Origin of the sequence: Winogradskyella pacifica (assembly GCF_003386275.1) — a bacterium.
Taxonomy (GTDB): domain Bacteria; phylum Bacteroidota; class Bacteroidia; order Flavobacteriales; family Flavobacteriaceae; genus Winogradskyella; species Winogradskyella pacifica.
In genome coordinates, this window is the sequence record NZ_QREI01000010.1 from 11,081 (window position 1) to 30,483 (window position 19,403).

19 protein-coding genes and 1 pseudogene are annotated in these 19,403 nt (G+C 33.1%); 15 read left to right on the forward strand and 5 right to left on the reverse strand.

The genetic code is table 11. The features are described 5' to 3' along the window. Positions 1-143 precede the first annotated feature (143 nt). The 6 genes from DFQ09_RS16815 (at position 144) to DFQ09_RS16840 (ending at position 8,258) form a co-directional block, all read left to right on the forward strand. Positions 144-4,511 (forward strand): translocation/assembly module TamB domain-containing protein, encoded by a 4,368-nt coding sequence (locus DFQ09_RS16815; protein WP_245940384.1) that lies wholly within the window; start codon positions 144-146, stop codon positions 4,509-4,511. 136 nt (positions 4,512-4,647) lie between these two features. After that, positions 4,648-5,634 carry a 6-phosphofructokinase gene (pfkA, locus tag DFQ09_RS16820; protein ID WP_115812450.1) on the forward strand — a complete coding sequence of 329 codons (987 nt, stop codon included), beginning with the start codon at positions 4,648-4,650 and terminating at the stop codon, positions 5,632-5,634. 32 nt (positions 5,635-5,666) lie between these two features. Then, the gene (gene gap / locus DFQ09_RS16825) at positions 5,667-6,668 is read left to right on the forward strand and encodes a type I glyceraldehyde-3-phosphate dehydrogenase (RefSeq protein WP_115812452.1); all 1,002 of its coding nucleotides are present in this window, start codon (positions 5,667-5,669) and stop codon (positions 6,666-6,668) included. A gap of 78 nt (positions 6,669-6,746) precedes the next feature. After that, the gene (locus tag DFQ09_RS16830; protein WP_115812454.1) at positions 6,747-7,610 is read left to right on the forward strand and encodes an N-acetylglucosamine kinase; all 864 of its coding nucleotides are present in this window, start codon (positions 6,747-6,749) and stop codon (positions 7,608-7,610) included. 1 nt (position 7,611) lies between these two features. Next, on the forward strand, positions 7,612-7,974 hold the full coding sequence (locus tag DFQ09_RS16835) for a methylglyoxal synthase (RefSeq protein WP_115812456.1): 363 nt from the start codon (positions 7,612-7,614) through the stop codon (positions 7,972-7,974). A 101-nt stretch (positions 7,975-8,075) separates the two neighbouring features. After that, positions 8,076-8,258 (forward strand): hypothetical protein, encoded by a 183-nt coding sequence (locus DFQ09_RS16840; protein ID WP_115812458.1) that lies wholly within the window; start codon positions 8,076-8,078, stop codon positions 8,256-8,258. A gap of 72 nt (positions 8,259-8,330) precedes the next feature. Here DFQ09_RS16840 and DFQ09_RS16845 read toward each other — a convergent pair. The 3 genes and pseudogenes from DFQ09_RS16845 to DFQ09_RS16855 form a co-directional block, all read right to left on the reverse strand. Further along, positions 8,331-8,525: pseudogene (locus tag DFQ09_RS16845) on the reverse strand (carboxyl transferase domain-containing protein); the annotation flags it as partial. Positions 8,526-8,541: 16 nt separating this feature from the next. Beyond that, entirely contained in the window at positions 8,542-9,606 is a 1,065-nt protein-coding gene (locus tag DFQ09_RS16850) for a hypothetical protein (RefSeq protein ID WP_115812460.1), read from the reverse strand. 226 nt (positions 9,607-9,832) lie between these two features. Continuing rightward, entirely contained in the window at positions 9,833-11,461 is a 1,629-nt protein-coding gene (locus DFQ09_RS16855) for an acyl-CoA carboxylase subunit beta (protein ID WP_115812462.1), read from the reverse strand. Between the two features lie 183 nt (positions 11,462-11,644). Between DFQ09_RS16855 and DFQ09_RS16860 the strand changes: the two genes are divergently transcribed. The 7 genes from DFQ09_RS16860 (at position 11,645) to ettA (ending at position 16,067) form a co-directional block, all read left to right on the forward strand. Next, positions 11,645-11,998 carry a DoxX family protein gene (locus DFQ09_RS16860; RefSeq protein WP_115812464.1) on the forward strand — a complete coding sequence of 118 codons (354 nt, stop codon included), beginning with the start codon at positions 11,645-11,647 and terminating at the stop codon, positions 11,996-11,998. Positions 11,999-12,016: 18 nt separating this feature from the next. Continuing rightward, positions 12,017-12,547, forward strand: coding sequence for an NADPH-dependent FMN reductase (locus DFQ09_RS16865; protein WP_181897205.1), 531 nt, complete (start codon positions 12,017-12,019; stop codon positions 12,545-12,547). 2 nt (positions 12,548-12,549) lie between these two features. Next, the gene (locus tag DFQ09_RS16870) at positions 12,550-12,825 is read left to right on the forward strand and encodes a GNAT family N-acetyltransferase (protein WP_115812466.1); all 276 of its coding nucleotides are present in this window, start codon (positions 12,550-12,552) and stop codon (positions 12,823-12,825) included. Positions 12,826-12,850: 25 nt separating this feature from the next. Then, positions 12,851-13,288, forward strand: a complete 438-nt coding sequence (locus DFQ09_RS16875) for a MarR family winged helix-turn-helix transcriptional regulator (protein WP_115812468.1) — start codon at positions 12,851-12,853, stop codon at positions 13,286-13,288. A 25-nt stretch (positions 13,289-13,313) separates the two neighbouring features. Further along, positions 13,314-14,039 (forward strand): pirin family protein, encoded by a 726-nt coding sequence (locus DFQ09_RS16880; RefSeq protein WP_115812470.1) that lies wholly within the window; start codon positions 13,314-13,316, stop codon positions 14,037-14,039. Between the two features lie 103 nt (positions 14,040-14,142). Continuing rightward, positions 14,143-14,325: a CAL67264 family membrane protein gene (locus DFQ09_RS16885; RefSeq protein ID WP_040757621.1), complete on the forward strand. Its 183-nt coding sequence runs from the start codon at positions 14,143-14,145 to the stop codon at positions 14,323-14,325. A gap of 50 nt (positions 14,326-14,375) precedes the next feature. After that, entirely contained in the window at positions 14,376-16,067 is a 1,692-nt protein-coding gene (gene ettA / locus DFQ09_RS16890; protein ID WP_115812472.1) for an energy-dependent translational throttle protein EttA, read from the forward strand. Between the two features lie 50 nt (positions 16,068-16,117). Here the strand turns inward: ettA and DFQ09_RS18995 are convergent, their stop codons facing one another. After that, positions 16,118-16,282 (reverse strand): hypothetical protein, encoded by a 165-nt coding sequence (locus DFQ09_RS18995; RefSeq protein ID WP_181897206.1) that lies wholly within the window; start codon positions 16,280-16,282, stop codon positions 16,118-16,120. Positions 16,283-16,285: 3 nt separating this feature from the next. Next, complete coding sequence (locus tag DFQ09_RS18780) at positions 16,286-16,510, reverse strand: hypothetical protein (protein WP_147298365.1); 225 nt, start codon at positions 16,508-16,510, stop codon at positions 16,286-16,288. 318 nt (positions 16,511-16,828) lie between these two features. Here DFQ09_RS18780 and DFQ09_RS16895 point away from each other — a divergent pair, with 318 nt between their 5' ends. After that, positions 16,829-18,178, forward strand: coding sequence for a coiled-coil domain-containing protein (locus tag DFQ09_RS16895; protein ID WP_115812474.1), 1,350 nt, complete (start codon positions 16,829-16,831; stop codon positions 18,176-18,178). 150 nt (positions 18,179-18,328) lie between these two features. Then, entirely contained in the window at positions 18,329-19,372 is a 1,044-nt protein-coding gene (locus tag DFQ09_RS16900) for a hypothetical protein (RefSeq protein WP_115812475.1), read from the forward strand. Positions 19,373-19,403 lie beyond the last annotated feature (31 nt).

The window sequence follows — 19,403 nt, forward strand, 5'->3', positions numbered from 1 at the left end:
TAATCGATTATTTTGAAGTTTAATTGGTGTAAAAATTAAATCTCATAAATTCTATCAAACGGATATTCAAAATAATAGGAAAAATAGTAGCAATTATAGTGTTGCTATTTTTTATTTTGTTTCTAGTGTTATCTATTCCAGCTGTGCAAACAAAGTTAGGGAGATATGCTACAGATAGAATTAATAGCGATTTTAAAACTAATATAAATATTGGTCGCGTTGGACTTCAACTCAATGGGGATATTGAATTGAAAGAAATATTAATTAGAGATTATAAAAAGGATACACTGATCAGTGTTGGGGAGTTAAATAGCTCTATAATTAGCTTTCAAAATTTATTAAATAGCAAACTCAATTTTGGTGATATTGACCTTCAGGATGTTATTTTTAACCTAAAAACGTATAAAGGAGAATCAGATACTAATTTAGATGTCTTTGTGGCAAAGTTTGATAGCGATAACCCAAGAGTTGGTCCAAGTGAGTTTTTGTTTTCATCGAGTGATGTTTCCATTGAAAATGGGATATTTAGATTAATTGATGAAAATTTAGAAACACCAGAAATATTTGAGTTTACAGAACTCAATGCAAATACTACCAACTTCTTAATTAATGGTCCTGAGGTAAGATCTCGAATTAATAAATTCAGCTTTAGAGATAGTAGAGGTATAGCCGTTAAGAACTTAATGGCAAATTTTGAGTACACTTTAGATCATATGAGTTTTGGTGATCTTAACATTAAGTCAGAAGAATCGGAAATAAAAGGAGACTTAAGATTTGATTACAACCGAGAAGATTTTAAGCATTTTACAGACAAGGTAAATGTGGTCGCAAGCTTTAGAGATTCTGATATTTCACTAACAGAGTTAAATGTGTTTTTTGATGAGTTTGGTACAGACCAACATGCAGCATTTAATGCCGATTTATCAGGGACATTAAACAATCTTGAAGCTAAAAACCTCAATATAAGCACAACGACCAATACCCGAATTATTGGGGATATTACATTTAAAAACCTGTTTAGTAAAGAGGACGATAGTTTTGCTTTACAAGGAAATTTTCAAAATTTAGCGTCGAATTATAGAGACTTAACGGCTTTATTACCAAGACTATTAGGGAACTCTATTCCTAGTGTTATTTCTAAGGTTGGGAATTTTAACATAAAGGGAACATCATTTATCACCGCTAAACGTGTTGAAGCAGATTTAGAAATAGACACAGATTTGGGTTTTATAAAATCTAATTTACTGCTTACAAATATCGATAATATTGATAATGCCAATTACGTAGGAAATATTGTGTTGGATGAATTTAATATCGGTGAGCTCATTAATGATCCACTAGTTAAAAATGCCTCTTTAAATCTTGATGTTGATGGAAAAGGGTTTACAATTAAAAACCTTAGAACAGATGTTAAAGGAGATGTTTTTGTATTAGACTATAACGGTTATACCTATAGAGATATAAAGCTTTCTGGTGATCTTGGAAATAGTATTTTTAACGGAATTGTAAAAATTGAAGACCTTAATTTACAACTCGATTTTAATGGATTAGCAGATTTTTCTGAAGACCTTAAAAAATTCGACTTTAAAGCCAATGTTGGTTATGCTAACCTTAGTGAATTAAATTTTGTAACACGAGATAGTATTTCAGAATTTAGAGGTTTAGTAACCATGTCTGCAACAGGTACAACTATAGATAATGCCGTTGGTGCCATTAATATTAAGAACACCACCTATAAAAATCAAGATAGTGATTACAGTTTTCAAGATTTTGATATTGTATCTTCTTTTGATAATAATGAAAGAACCTTAGCCATTAATTCACCAGACATTATTAATGGTAAAATTACAGGTCAGTTTAAAACCAAGGATATATTAGGTTTAGTTGAGAATTCTGTGGGAAGTATTTATACCAATTTTGTGCCGAATGTTGTAGGAAAAGATCAGTATATCAATTTTAGATTTAACATTTATTCTAAAATCGCAACGGTATTTTTTAAAGACCTTATTTTAGGTAAAAACACGTTTATTGAAGGACGGATAGAAACCGATGAAAAAGGGTTTGAGCTCACGTTTAATTCGCCAGAAATTAAATTTAAAGATTACTTTGCTAATAATATTAATGTTAGTATTGATAACAGTAATCCTCTATTTAATACGTTTGTGGAAATTGATACTCTTAGTGCAGGCATTTATAACGCTTCTCAATTTAGCCTCATTAACGTTACCAAGAGGGATACTTTATTAATTAAGTCTGAATTTAAAGGAGGAACTAATAATACAGATGACTTTAATCTAAGTCTGTTTTATACTATAGATAAAGCAAATAAATCTGTTGTAGGATTAAGAAAATCTGAAGTAAAGTTTAAAGGATTTGATTGGCTTTTAAATTCAGAAAAGGACACCTTAAATAAAGTGACTTTTGATAGAGATTTTAAAGCTTTTGATATTTTTCCAATACGGATTACACATGAGGATGAAGAAATATTAGTTTCAGGCCAAGTAAAAGACTCTATTAATAAGAACTTCAATGTAGATTTTAAAGATGTGCAATTGGTGAAAATAACACCCCGAATTGACAGTTTGGCTCTAAGAGGTATTGTAAATGGACATCTAGATTTGGTTCAGAATGCAGGCGTTTATTTACCAAAATCTAATGTAGAAGTCAGCGGGTTTTTTGTAAATGATTACGACTTAGGAAATCTTAAAGCCAAAATAGAAGGGAATAATTCTATTACCAATTATAACGTCGATGTTACTTTAGTTAATGATAATTTAAAATCATTAGACGCAAAAGGTACCATAGATGTCGCAGAGAAGAATCCTGTAATTGATTTAAACGTTAAGTTCGAAGAGTTTTTGCTAGATCCTTTAAATCCATTGGGAGAAGGGGTTATTAATAATATAAGAGGTTTGGTTTCTGGTTATGCTAATGTAACCGGAAGCTTAAATAAACCTGCTATTTATGGGGAGCTCTTGCTCGATAGAGCGGGTATGTCCATTCCATATCTCAACGTGGATTATGGTTTTGATTTCGATTCAAAAGTATCACTAAGAGGTCAGCAGTTTATTTTTAATGATGTTTCCATGACGGACTCTAAATACTTTTCTAAAGGAAGTTTAAATGGCTTTATTGCACACAATAACTTTTCAGATTGGAAACTAGGTTTAGAATTAGATACCGACCGACTTTTGGTTTTAAACACAGAAGAATCTGAAGACGAATTATATTATGGTACAGGATTTATTTCAGGAAAAGCAGAAATAAAAGGGCCAACAGATCAACTCACTATTAAAGTTATAAATGGAAGAACCGAAGCAGGAACAGAGTTTTTTATACCGCTTAATGATTCTGAAAGTTTTGGTGACAACTCGTTTATTCATTTTTTAAGTCCTGAAGAGAAAGCAGCCAGAATTAAAGGAGAAATCTCAGAGCAAATTGAAGTTAAAGGTTTAGTCTTAGATTTTGATTTAAATGTCAACGAAAACGCAGTTATTGAAATTGTAATAGATAAAGAAGCAGGAAGCACTATAAAAGGACGAGGAGTAGGTGGTTTAAACTTTTTAATAAATACCAACGGAACCTTCAACATGTGGGGAGATTTTGTGGTTTACGAAGGGTTTTACAATTTTAAATACGGTGGCTTTGTAGAAAAGAAATTTAAGGTTGAACAAGGAGGAAGTATTGTATGGGAAGGTGATCCTCTAAATGCCGAACTAAACTTAAAAGCGGTTTATGAAGGCAATGCTAATCCTTCCGTTTTATTAGATAATCCTATAAATCAGAGTATCGATGTAGAAGTCGAAATTCATTTAACAGGCAAATTAGAACAACCAGATCCACAGTTCGATTTTAGATTCCCTAATGTGAGTTCAACCGTTAAATCTGAGTTAGATTATAGGTTGTCTTCTAAGGACGAACGCGATAATCAAGCCTTAATATTTTTAGCAACAGGAGGGTTTTCTAGCAGTTTAGGAGGTGCTAACTTCACAGGGACGATTTCAGAACGATTAACAGGAATTGTAAACAACCTTTTTGGTACAAATAATGGAAATTTAGATATCGGTATTGATTTTGAATTAGGCCAAGACACACCAGAATTACAGACTAACAATAAGTTTGGTTTAACACTTCAAACCAAAATAAGTGATAAAATATTAGTAAACGGTAAGGTAGGTGTACCATTTGGAAGTGCTAGCCAAACGGTTATTAGTGGAGATGTTCAAATAGATTTATTGCTAAATGAAGATGGTACATTAAGAGCTAAAGTATTCAATAGAGAAAATAGTATTAGAAACTTTGGTGAAGAAATTGGCTATACACAAGGTGTTGGTTTGTCTTATAATGTAGAGTTTGATTCGTTCAAAGAATTACTTCAAATTATCTTTTCGGGTAAAAACAAAAAAGATAAAAATGAAAGTAAAGAGCAGGAAAAAAAGAAGAATGATGATAATGATTTACTGCCCGATTATATGACTATGAAGGATAAAAAGACAAAAAACAAATCTTAAACTCCGTAAATTCTTTCATACTTATTAAATACTTATTAACGAAAACGTTTGAATTGTTTTATCGCTAGTTATTTTATGATAATAGTCACTTTTTTATATATTAAGTTTCTTAATTTTACTGTAAATAATTAAGATAATGCTACAAACAATAAAAAAAATAGGTGTTTTAACCTCTGGAGGAGATGCGCCAGGAATGAACGCTGCAATTAGATCTGTAGTAAGAACTTGTGCTTTTCATGATATAAAATGCTACGGTATTTATAGAGGCTATGAAGGGATGATTGATGGGGATTTTATAGAGATGGATGCACGTAGTGTAAAAGGTATCATTAATAAAGGTGGTACGATTTTAAAATCTGCGAGATCAAAAGAATTTAGAACAAAAGAAGGCCGACAATTAGCTTACGAGCAATTAAAAAAAGCTGGTATTGATGCTTTTGTTGTGATAGGTGGTGATGGTAGTTTTACGGGTGCCATGATATTTAATAAGGAATTTAATTTTCCAGTAATGGGAATTCCAGGTACTATAGATAACGATATCTTTGGTACAACACATACACTTGGTTACGATACAGCTTTAAATACAGTTGTTGAAGTTATCGATAAAATTAGAGACACAGCAAGTTCACATAACAGATTGTTTTTTGTTGAAGTGATGGGAAGAGATGTTGGGCATATTGCTTTAAATGTTGGTATTGCTGGTGGAGCAGAAGAAATTTTAATTCCTGAAGAAGATTTAGGACTAGATAGACTCGTTGAATCTTTAAAACGAAGTAAAAAATCTGGAAAATCATCGAGTATAGTTGTAGTCGCCGAAGGGGATAAAATAGGTAAAAGTGTTTTTGAACTTAAAGATTATGTAGACCAAAATATGGAAGGGTACGATGTTAGAGTTTCTGTACTTGGGCATATGCAACGTGGAGGTCCACCGTCATGTTTTGATAGGGTTTTTGCAAGTAGAATGGGAGTAAAGGCTGTAGAAAGTTTAATTACAGGCAAAAGTAATTATATGGTTGGTATGAAAAACGACGTCATAGAATTAACACCATTTGATCAAGCTGTAAAAGGAAAATCAAAAATAAACAAGGAACTTTTAAGAGTTTCTGATATAATGTCAATTTAATAACGAATAAAAATTAAAATAAAAATAGAGAAATGGCAAATTTAAAATTAGGAATCAACGGATTCGGTAGAATAGGAAGAATAGTTTTTAGAGCAACAGTAAAACGTAATGACGTTGATGTTGTGGCAATTAATGATTTATTAGATGTAGAGCATTTAGCATATTTATTAAAATATGATTCAGTTCACGGAAGATTTGACGGAACTGTTGAAGTAAAAGATGGACATTTAGTAGTTGACGGAAAAACAATTCGTGTTACAGCAGAAAGAGATCCTAAAAATTTAAAGTGGGATGAAGCAGGAGCAACAGTTGTTGCAGAATGTACAGGTATTTTTACAACTTTAGAAACAGCGCAATACCATATTGATGGTGGTGCTAAAAAAGTAGTAATTTCTGCACCAAGTAAAGATGCACCAATGTTTGTAATGGGTGTAAATGATAATACGTTAAAAGCTAGCGATACTATCGTTTCTAACGCGTCTTGTACAACAAACTGTTTAGCACCTATCGCTAAAGTAATTGAAGATAACTTCGGAATTGAAGAAGCTTTAATGACAACAATTCACGCAGCAACGTCTACACAATTTACAGTAGATGCACCATCACCTAAAAATTACCGTTTAGGACGTTCTGCTCTTAATAACATTATTCCAAGTTCTACAGGAGCTGCAAAAGCAGTAGGTAAAGTAATTCCTGAATTAGACGGAAAACTTACAGGTATGGCATTTAGAGTACCAACTGTAGATGTTTCAGTTGTAGATTTAACTGTAAAAACTAAAAAAGACACAACTTTAGCAGAGATTAAAGCAGCAATGAAGAAAGCAGCTGAAGGATCTATGAAAGGTGTTCTAGGATATACTGAAGATGCTGTTGTATCTCAAGATTTTGTAAGTGAAGAAAGAACTAGTGTTTTTGATGCGGATGCTTCAATTGAATTAAATTCTAAATTCTTTAAATTAATCTCATGGTATGACAATGAATTTGGATATTCAAACAAATTAATTGATTTAGCTCAAAAAGCAAATAGCTTATAAGACCTAGTGTTAATTCAGAAAATTCCGTAGAATTATGAATTATCATAGGCTACGGAATTTTTAATTATATAGATTATTATGATTTTAATTACAGATGGAGGTTCTACAAAATGCGACTGGATTGCTATAGATTCTAATGGCAAACAAGCCGTAGACAAAATAAGAACCAAAGGTTTAAATCCTGCTATTGTAGCAGAAAAAAAACTGAATAAAACAATTCGTAAGAGTAAAGAATTAATGGCTATTGCTAGCGATGTTACGCATATTTACTTTTATGGTGCAGGCTGCGGAACAGAGAAACCAACACTGTTATTAAAATCAATTCTTGAATCTTATTTCGTTAACGCAACCGTAGAGGTTAGAGAAGATACCTATGCGGCAGTTAGAGCATGTATTAATTCTAACGATGAAGCTGCTGTAGTTTGTATACTAGGAACAGGTTCTAATTGTAGTTATTATGATGGTAAAGATTTGCACCAACGTGTAAATAGTCTTGGATTTATATTAATGGACGATGCCAGTGGAAACTATTTTGGTAAACAATTAATTAGAGATTACTACTTTAAGAAAATGCCAGATACCATTAGTGTTGCATTTGCTCATAAGCATAATTTAGATGCCGATTTTATTAAATACAATCTTTACAAGCAAACGAATCCAAGCGCGTATTTAGCTGACCATGCCGAATTTATGTTTATCAATAAAGATTCAGAATACATTAGTAATATTATAACTAAAGGTATTCGTCTATTTGCAGAAAACATGATTCTTCAATATAAAGAGGAATTAAAAGCAGGTGCGCCTGTTCATTTTGCAGGATCTATTGCCTTTTTTGGTCAACAAGAAATTAAGCAAGTAGCTAAAGAATATGGCTTTAAAGTTGGTAATTTTGTGAGACGACCAATTGAAGGCTTAGTAGACTATCACGTGAAAAACTTGTAATATGGAAATAGCTATAATAGCTCATGATGGAAAAAAAGCTGAAATGGTTCAATTTTTAAATGAACATAGCAACGTTTTACATCATAAAAATATTAATTTAATTTCTACAGGAACAACTGGAGAAAAAGTATCTAAAGCAGGTTTTAATGTTAATGCTTTATTATCTGGTCCTTTAGGTGGTGATGCACAAATAGCAGCAAGAGTAGCAGAAGGAAAATGTAATATGGTACTTTTTTTTAGAGATCCATTAGATCGCCATCCGCATGAACCAGATATTCTTATGTTAATGAGATTGTGTGATGTACACAATGTGCCATTGGCTACAAATCCGGCTACAGCAGATTTATTAATGAAGTCATTATAGTTTTTTTTTAATAACGTGTTAATAAAACTACGCAAGGCTGTTGTAAAATTTATATTTTGGTTATATCTTTGTACTAACAAAACGAAAACTACACAAGAATTATGTTCGACTTTGATCAATATTTAGGATTTTTAGCATTTTTAACCATATTAACTATAGGATTTTGGTTAATGATTTTCCTTTTAACCTTTGTAGTACCATATTGGATTTTTGGTTCAGCAATGGAACGTTTTAAAGAAGTAAGAGAAGAAAAGAAAGCTAAACGTGAAGGGTTAACTCTTTAATAGCATTTTATGATATAAAAAAAAGAGCGCAATTTGCGCTCTTTTTTTGTGTGTTATATTTACTTATGAGTTTTAAACCTGTAAAACGCCCATATTAAAAGGCTTTTCAATAGGAGCATGGTTAGCAGCTTCTATTCCCATAGAAATCCATGTTCTTGTGTCTAAAGGATCGATAACTCCATCGGTCCAAATACGAGAGGCAGCATAATATGGAGATACCTGATCGTCGTATCTCGATTTAATCTTATTGAATAATTCCTCTTCTTTTTACAGCATTAAACATTTAATTTTCATAGTACTCAATAATACGTTTGGCAAGCATGGTTGGTGTTTTCTTAATCTCACCATCTAAATGCAGCTCACAATAGAGCCAATTGTCATAGCTATCATAATTTTTATATACATATAAGTAAGTAGCAAAAGGTGTCTTAAAATCATCCCTATAAGCTATGATCTTTGATACATCTCCTTTATCATTAAAGAACAATTCTTTGTGAGGTTTTATGTTTTTATTGATGCTCATGAAATCACTCATTTTAATGCGCCTCATTTTGGTTAATTGCCCATTGTTGTTGTAGGTGTACTCTTCTCTAAAAAACACTTGGTTGTCGTAGTAAAGTTTTACGGTGCTCAAGAGGTCAACATCGTTGTAAGTGTATTTTTCTACTGTTTTGAAACGACGGTAGGCATCATAATTATGGTCTATTTGTATAGGATCTCGATAACGGTCTGATATAAAATTGAACTGTTTCTCTATTAATTGATCCTTTGTATTATAAATATAGTTGACTGCGTAAGTAGAATCTATAATTTCCGGTTTACCGTCTATATTTTTATCCCAGTCAGTTAATTTGAACTCTTTTAAAACCTTACCAGAATTATCAAACATATAATCATATCTATAATATATTTTTAAATCCATACTATCGCTAAGATTAATTTGGGAACTACTGCTATAACCTTTTTGATTAAGCTTTAGAGTGTTTGGATTATAGCTGTATCTGGGGTAATCTTTTTGAGTGTATTGCTTCTTAGAGTTAAAATCTTCTTCATCGTAGAAATATATACCAGCATTAGTATCTCTAACGATATGATTAACGCTGTCAATAGGTCTTAGTCTTATTACTCTTCCTAATGAATCAAACTTAGCAGAAATAGTACTTATAAATTCATTTGCTCCTCCTGCATAAAGATTAGCCTTATAATACTGCTTTTGATCGAATGATAAATCTTTATCTACATAGTCCACATAACATTGCAACAGTTTGACGGGGCCTTTTAAATGTCTATTTCTTACCTCTTGTTCATAACGTGGTATAACATCTTTCTTGGTTGTCTTACAAGCCATAAAACCAATACAGGTAAACAAACAAATTATATGTATTAAATAAATGCGCATACTATCTAGGAAATTGAGTTAATGATTTTCTAATGCCTTCATCTCTTGTATTTTAGATATTCGTATCTATTATTTTTTTAATATCGTTAAATGTAGTTAGAAAAGGAATGTCAGCTTGTAATATTAAAAACATTTCAAATAACAAGATTATTTTTGGGTTGTGCGTTCGGTCATATCAAACCTGCAAAACTCCCATATTAAAAGGTTTCTCAATAGGAGCATGGTTAGCAGCTTCTATTCCCATAGAAATCCATGTTCTTGTGTCTAAAGGGTCAATTACTCCATCGGTCCAAATACGAGATGCGGCATAATATGGAGATACTTGGTCGTCGTATCTCGATTTAATCTTATTGAATAATTCCGCTTCTTTTTCCTTAGTGATTTTTTCTCCCCTCTTCTTAAGTGAAGCAGTTTCAATTTGTAATAACACTTTTGCAGCAGAATTACCACTCATTACAGCGAGTTCTGCACTTGGCCATGCTGCAATTAATCTAGGGTCATACGCTTTTCCACACATCGCATAATTTCCGGCACCATAACTATTACCTAATATAATCGTGAATTTTGGTACTACAGAATTACTAACCGCATTCACCATTTTAGCTCCATCTTTAATAATTCCGGAGTGTTCCGATTTACTACCAACCATAAAGCCTGTAACGTCTTGCAAGAAAACCAAAGGTATTTTCTTCTGATTGCAATTGGCAATAAAACGCGTGGCTTTATCTGCAGAGTCATTATATATAACACCGCCAAATTGCATTTCTCCTTTTGCGTTTTTTACTAATTTTCGTTGATTAGCCACAATACCAACCGCCCAACCTTCAATCCGAGCATAAGCTGTGATAATGGTTTTGCCATAATCTTCTTTGTACTCGTCAAACTCAGAGTTGTCAACCAAACGCTTAATAATCTCTTTCATATCGTATTGGTCAGCGCGACTTTTTGGAAGAATTCCATAGATATCATCCGGATTCTCTTTTGGTTTTTTAGATTCAGCTCTATTGTAACCAGCTTTGTCAAAATCCCCGATCTTATCAACGAGATTTTTAATTTTATCTAAAGCATCTTTATCATCCTTTGCTTTGTAATCTGTAACTCCAGAAATTTCGCAGTGCGTTGTAGCTCCACCTAAAGTTTCATTATCAATCGTTTCGCCTATTGCAGCTTTTACTAAATAGCTTCCTGCTAAGAAAATACTTCCTGTTTTATCCACAATGATAGCTTCATCACTCATTATCGGTAAATAAGCACCTCCAGCGACACAGCTTCCCATAATTGCCGCAATTTGGGTAATTCCCATACTACTCATTATGGCATTATTTCTAAAAATACGACCAAAATGTTCTTTGTCTGGGAAAATTTCATCTTGCATTGGTAGAAAAACACCAGCGCTATCCACCAAATAAATAATTGGTAAGCGGTTTTCAATAGCGATTTCTTGGGCGCGTAAATTCTTTTTTCCTGTAATTGGGAACCAAGCACCTGCCTTCACAGTGGCGTCATTGGCAACAACAATGCATTGCTTTCCTTTTACATAGCCCATCTTCACAACAACACCTCCCGATGGACAGCCACCATATTGCTCATACATACCTTCACCAGCAAATGCTCCTATTTCTATAGACTTAGCTTTAGGATCCAAAAGGTAATTAACACGTTCTCTAGCTGTCATTTTCCCTTTAGCCTTATGTTTCTCAATACTTTTTTCACCACCACCGAGTTTTACTTTAACTAATCGTTTTTTTAGGTCAGAAAGTAAAAGTTTATTGTGGTCTTCGTTTTTATTGAATTTGATATCCATATGAGTTGCCCATGAAAGTGGGTGTTGTTTATGAGTTAAAACTTAGTTTTTGTTTTGTACGAATTTACAAAACGAAAAGATGTTTGGAAAGTGATTGGTTTGTAAAATAATATTACATGGAATTATTTTCCTTGGAAACTAATTAGTTTTATTGTAGATTTGTACCTTTAAAACAAATGAAAAATGAAAAAAAATAAGATTATCTATTACGCAGCCACAGGGGTATTAACTTTGTTAATGTTGTTTTCTATTAGCATGTACTTTTTTAAACATGACGATATGGTAATCGCATTCACAAATTTTGGATATCCAGCCTATATTATTTATCCTTATGCTGTTGTTAAATTATTAGGATTGATTGTACTATGGGCACCAGGCCTAAAAACGCTAAAGGAATGGGCGTATTCCGGTTTCTTTTTTGCTTTTATTCTAGCCTTTTTCGCACATTATATGATCGGTGATGGTGAACAAATGGCAGCGGTATTAGCATTTATTTTACTGATAACATCTTATATCTTTTATAAAAAACTCAATTAAACTTAAACACTAAAACAAATGAAGCATATCATAGTATTTGCAGGAAGTAATAGCAGCACTTCAATTAATAAACAATTAGTCACTTACGCGTCACAATTAGTAGATGGTGTTAGTGCAACGGTATTAGATTTAAACGATTTTGAAATGCCAATATATAGTTCAGATAGAGAACAAGCCGGAGGATTTCCTAAAGAAGCTATAGATTTTGTCAGTCACTTAAAAGGAGCAGATGGTTTTATAGTCTCTTTAGCGGAACATAACGGAGCGTATAGTACGGCTTTTAAAAACATATTTGATTGGGCGTCTAGAGTAGAACAAAAGACATTTTTAAACAAATCTTTATTGCTTATGGCAACCTCTCCTGGCGCTAGAGGAGGGGCTTCTGTTTTAGAAATGGCTTCTGATCGTTTTCCTAGACACGATGCCAATATTGTTGCTCAATTTTCTTTACCTTCATTTTATGATAACTTTTCTGATGGTAAGATTACAAATGAAGCCTTAAATTCAGAATTATTAAATAAAATAAAACTATTTAAAGACAGTCTATAATTATGGAATTAAAACACGAAGAATCAAAAAATAGATTTTATCTACTAGATAATAAAAAGGAGATTGGTGAAATCGCGTATGCTAATGTTAAAGACGGTCTCATCGATATTAATCATACAGAGATTGATGTTAACTACAGAGGTCAAGATCTCGGTTTACAATTAATTAAAGCCGTTGCAGATTTCGCAAGAGAAAATAAATTACAAGCAAGAGCAAGCTGTCCTTATGTCGCTAAAGTGTTTGGTGAGACAGATAAATATGATGACATCAAAGCCTAAATAGAATTTTTAAGACTATTAAAATATGGGAGATTTATCGAAAGATATTAATTCAAAATTCGAAAACTTTAAAGTAAAGGCGGTTTTGAATATCATTTATACAGCCAATTGGATTACGAGCCGTCAAAGCGAATCTTTTAAGGACTTTGGGATCTCACAACAGCAGTATAATATTTTAAGAATTTTAAGAGGAGCAAATGAGCCATTAAAAGTGCAAACCATAAAGGATCGAATGTTAGAGCGCTCGCCTAATGCAACACGATTAATGGATAAACTATGTGCAAAACAATTAATTAAACGGTTGCCATCAGAACACGATAGGCGTGTGGTTAAAATTGAAATTACACAGCAAGGCCTGGATTTGCTAAACACAATTCCGAGCGATATGAATAAAGAGTTAATTAAAAATTTAAGTGAAGCTGAAGCGGAACAATTAAGTGACTTATTGGATAAAATGCGCTAGTAGAATTAAATAAAAGGAAATAATCATGAAAAAAGTAATACATAAAGCAGACAGTAGAGGATTTGCAGATCATGGATGGTTACAAGCAAATCATTCCTTTAGTTTTGCAAGTTGGAATAATCCGGAACGCGTGCATTTCGGTGCATTAAGAGTCTTAAATGATGATGTTATTGGTCCAAAAATGGGGTTTGGAACACATCCACATGATAATATGGAGATTATAACCATACCACTAAAAGGAGTTTTAAAGCATCGTGATAATATGAACGACGATTGGCAAGCTGTTCATCCAGGTGAAGTGCAAGTAATGTCAGCAGGAACCGGAGTTCAGCATTCTGAAATTAATGGGGCGATTGATGAGCATTTAAGTTTATTTCAAATTTGGGTAATACCGCAAAAACGAAATGTAGAGCCGCGTTATGATCAGAAATTATTCAAGTCTGAAGATCGAAAAGGACAGCTTCAAACCTTAGTAACGTCTTTTGAAGATACTGATGTAGAAAGTCTTAAAATTCATCAAGATGCTAAGCTTTCAAGAATTGATTTGTCAAAAGATGAAACATTCATATATCAACTAAAAGGGAAGAGTCATGGTGTGTATGCTATGCTTATTTCTGGTAGTGTTGAAATCGAGGGTGAGACTTTAGAATCTAGAGATGCCATTGGAATTTCAGAAACGGATAATTTCAATATAATAGCCAAAACCGATAGTGAGCTATTATTTATTGAAGTTCCTATGATTAATTTTTAGTTGTTTGAAACAATTTACATTAGAAGCATCACAAATAGTGATGCTTTTTTTATTTAAAATGCGATATTTGTAAACTAACTAACGATTAAAACTAAGATTGATTATGGCAATGAATAAAAATACGGTATTAGCTTGGGCAACATGGATTATGGTCTTTGTAGGATTAGGGTTAATTGCCCTTGGAGCATTTAGATATGATGATGTTGCAGGTTGGGGATTTGCTGCTGTTGGTGGTGGTTTTTTCTGTATAGCATGGGTTTTCAATGCTTTAAAAGGACGTGTGTAATTAATTTGTGATGTTCAATAGTTTAACTTTACAATAAATAACTAACAATTATGAGTGACGATAAAAAAGTAATTTTTGCAATGTCTGGTCTAACAAAGACCTTTCCAGGAGCAAATACTCCTGTTTTAAAAAATATATATTTAAGTTTCTTTTATGGTGCTAAGATTGGTATTCTAGGTCTAAATGGTTCTGGTAAGTCTACACTTTTAAAGATCATAGCAGGAGTTGATAAAAACTATCAAGGTGATGTGGTTTTTCAACCGGGTTATACGGTTGGGTATTTAGAACAAGAACCGCAATTAGATGATGACAAGACGGTTATGGAAATTGTGCGCGAAGGTGCTGCAGAAACCGTTGCTATACTTGATGAATATAACAATATTAATGATCAATTTGGTTTAGAGGAAGTGTATAGCGATGCCGATAAAATGGAAAAGCTAATGAATCGTCAAGCAGAATTACAAGATCAGATTGATGCTGCTAATGCATGGGAATTAGATACCAAACTAGAAATCGCAATGGATGCTTTAAGAACTCCAGATGGTGATAAGAAAATTGGTGTACTTTCTGGTGGTGAACGTCGTCGTGTTGCTTTATGCCGTTTATTACTTCAAGAACCAGATGTGTTGTTATTAGATGAGCCAACCAACCACTTAGATGCAGAATCTGTACATTGGTTAGAGCATCATTTAGCACAATATAAAGGAACTGTTATTGCTGTTACACACGATAGATATTTCTTAGATAATGTGGCTGGCTGGATTTTAGAACTCGATAGAGGTGAAGGAATTCCTTGGAAAGGAAACTATTCGTCTTGGTTAGATCAAAAGTCTACACGTATGGCACAAGAAAGTAAAACAGCCTCTAAGCGTCAAAAGACATTAGAGCGTGAGCTAGATTGGGTACGTCAAGGTGCAAAAGGTCGTCAGACAAAGCAAAAAGCTCGTTTGAAGAACTATGATAAATTAATGAGTCAAGATCAAAAGCAGCTTGACGAAAAATTAGAAATCTATATTCCTAATGGACCACGTTTAGGAACAAATGTAATCGAAGCTATTGGTGTTGCTAAGGGTTATGATGATAAATTACTGTACGATAATCTAAATTTCAATTTGCCTCAAGCGGGTATTGTTGGTATTATTGGGCCAAATGGTGCTGGTAAAACGACTATTTTCAGAATGATAATGGGCGAAGAAGCATCAGATAAAGGTGAATTTAAAGTCGGAGAGACGGCTAAGATTGCATACGTTGATCAGAAACATTCTAATATTGATCCTGAAAAAACAATTTGGCAAAACTTTAGTGACGAGCAAGAATTGGTAATGATGGGTGGTAAGGAAGTAAATTCTAGAGCCTATTTAAGCCGATTTAACTTCTCTGGTGGTGAGCAAAACAAGAAAGTAAAATTGCTTTCGGGTGGTGAGCGTAACCGTTTACATCTCGCTATGACACTTAAAGAAGAAGGTAATGTATTACTTTTAGATGAGCCAACTAACGATTTAGATGTTAATACATTAAGAGCGTTAGAAGAAGGTTTAGAGAACTTTGCAGGTTGTGCTGTTGTTATTAGTCACGATAGGTGGTTCTTAGATAGAATCTGTACGCACATTTTAGCTTTTGAAGGGGACTCTCAAGTCTATTTCTTTGAAGGTGGATTTAGTGAATACGAAGAAAACAAGAAGAAACGTTTGGGTGGTGATTTAATGCCAAAACGAATTAAGTATAGAAAGTTGGTAAGGTAAATTTACAGACTATTGAAACAAGAAAGAGCCAGCAAATTGCTGGCTCTTTTTTATGTTTTTTTATTTTCTAACTGTTTTATTTTTTCTTTTAATTTTCTGGATTTTAAATATTGTAAAGCCCATAAAATTGTCATTGTAACAAACCCAATTCCCAAAATACTTATCATTCGTTGAGAAGAGCCATCTAGAATACGCGTAATCGCTGTTAAATTCATTATTTAATTATCACCATAAAGATGCCCGCTATGTAAATCTTCACCAGACTCTTCATAATCTTTATAAGCATTGGTTTGCATTAATTTTTTGTTTTCCGATTTTAACTTATACATCTTAATGATGGCTATTAAAATAAAAACGAGAAAAATAGATGCTACGGCTATTAAGATCATCGTAAGCTGTGTAGTCGTCACAATCAAAGCCTTTGAAAGCAGGTTCTTATGCATTATTATTCGTTTTAGATTTGGGTTCTACAGCGCTAATATATAAAAAAAGTTAATGTTAAATACTTAATAGTAAATTATTTACAAACTATTAGTTCACAAACGCACCGATTAACTGTTGTATAAGTCCGTTAAACCACAGTGTTTTTAAGGTGAATATGAGGTTATTAAATTATTAAGAAATTCAATTTTATTTCAATTTTCTGTAACAAATATTAAAAAACTGCTACCTATATTTTAGTAACTAAAGTTTTTGTAGTCTTAAAAAATTACCGAAATTGCTTAACAGAATGATGTTCAACTTTAATAACACTACACTATATGCCTGATGATTTTGATTTATTAGAAACCAATTCACAAGAGAAAGCTGAAAAAGTCGATGTAAATTGGGGAAAAGCCATTGACCAAATGAAGTCAAAGCTTGCTCAAGAAGATGACCCAGAAAGTCGTCAGAAAATATTAAATGCCACATTAGATAATGTGGTTGATATGGCAGAAAAAGACAGGTCTACGTTATTAGATGCTATTAAGGATTTAACAGATTATCAGGACGAAGTCGGAATTATGTTTGAAGGTTTTTCTGCACTAAACGCTTCAGAACAAAAAATCATAGACGATGCTATTAAACGTTTAGAACGTGCTAAAGTTGAGCTTGAGGATGCAAATAATAAACCAGACACATGGTGGAATAACCTTTGGGGACGCAAAAGCAAAATAAATGATGCCGAAGCAGAACTTAAGAATGCTCAAAAAACACGTGATGCTGCAGATAATGAAGCAAAAGCTATGTTTCAGCAACGAATTGAAACAGCCGATGTTCAAACCTTATTAAATGAATTATCATTTAAGAGTCAAGCAGCGATCAAACGTCTAAAAGACAGAGAAATTGAAATTAAGGAAGTTGAAGAAAGCCTTAAAACAGCTATTGTAGAGGCTTCTAATAATCATACAAAAGCACTTCAAAAGAAAAAAGAAGTAGAAGATAAGCTAGAGACGGAATATGCGTTATTAAAACAAGCACGTCAAGCTTTAGAAGAAGTAGCAGATAAGCAGTCAACTGATTATTCGGATGCTTTAAGTAAAGTTACTACACTAGAGCAAAAAGTAGAAGAGTTAGAAGGTCTTAAGAATGCTTACACAACATTAGCTGCTTCAAAAGATAGTTTCGTACACAAGCATAACCTTACTATTAAAGTATTAACATCTTTACGTAGTAATTTACAAACGCACCGTGCAAAATTAAAGTCTGATACAGATGAGCGTTTAAAGTATTACGATGGTTATGTAGTGGCTTTAAAAGCACGTACAGATCAAGAATTTGCAGCAATCTTAGAACATTTAGGTGTTAAAACGGATGAGCATATTGGAGTCACTTTAGCAGCAATGCATACCGCAAGTGCAAAAGCGCGTCAAGAAATGATGGACAACATTCCAGTGCACGAAAAAGTGATGCAGGGTGTTTATGGTAGTTATGCTGAAGCGCTACAAGAAATTCGAGAAAAAGATAAGTCTATTCAAAAGAATTTTGCTGAGCGTTATGGAATTGATATGAAAGAGATTTTCGAAGATTACTACGCAGCAGATGCAAACGCACCTTCAGGGGGGGATGGAGGAGGAGAGCCAGCAGGTGAACCAAAGCCAGAAGCAGGAGATGATGATTTGTTAGGATAATAAGTAATTGTTAGTTATCAGTATTCAGTTGGTAGTCAAATCGAGACTGAATACTGTGGCTAAAACTATATATTCAATATCTTTTTTAAATAATATTTTCCAGGTATTCTTGGGACACTGCAAACTGAATACTGCCAACGGCCTACTAAAATGATTGTAACACCACTAGATTCAGCAATATTAGATTCCAAAGAGCAATATGTATTCTATCATAGAATGATAGATTTCTCGCTGAAAGAACTCATTGTTGCTGTTCAACAAAAACAAATTTTAAACCAACAAGAAGTACTTCTCTTTAAGCAATACAGCGATTTATTATTGTATTCTATTGAAGCTATGCGTGTAAAATACATGTATGACGATGAAGAAAACATGAAAGTCGATTTAACAGACTCTAGTTTTCCTAATTATTTAGAATTCCGTTACTTATTTAATGATTTAGCATTAAGAGAAGATTATTTAGGCAAACTCACAGATATCGATACTTTAAAAGACGAGTTTTTAGACACTTTAATGAGAAAGAAAGAACCTATTGCTAAGCGTAAGCTCTTTCAAGCAGCGTCAATAGTTTACTATACGTCTGCTAAAAAAGAATATATTTTTAATCGCTTTGTTCAAGGTAAAATTATAGCAGCACCAGAAGGTTCTGTTGCAGAGTATTTGGTGAGTTGGAGTTTTTATGATGTGTCTCACAACAGACCATTTATTTGCTACATGTATTTTGATTACGACGGTAAAGATCCTCTAAAGGAACGCAATGAAATTTATAGTGCTTTAAAATCTATTGCAGACCGTGAAATGTCTTTAGATACTATGGCGTATGGGATTGATAAACGTCTGCCAAAAGTATTTCCAAAGCTCATAAAACGTGTGGATTTAGGTCCAATTCATAACATATTTGCTAAAGACGAAAATAAAGTGACACATGCCATTTTACAGAGTATAGCAAATAAGGAGATTCCATTAGAATCGTATGCGATTTCATTTAAAATAGATGAATTAAAATCGGCTAGCGAATTTAAAGAAGGTAGTTTTTTTAGTAAACAAACCTATCAACGTTGGGATGCTATGTATAGACAACGTTACGTCTTTGCACCGCACAGAATTATACAAATGCTATATAATAAAACACCTGAGATTATGAATAAGTTGGCAATGTCACCTATTCAGATTTCGGAATTAAAAATGGAATGAGTCTGCAGTGTGCAGTCCTCAGTTAGCAGTC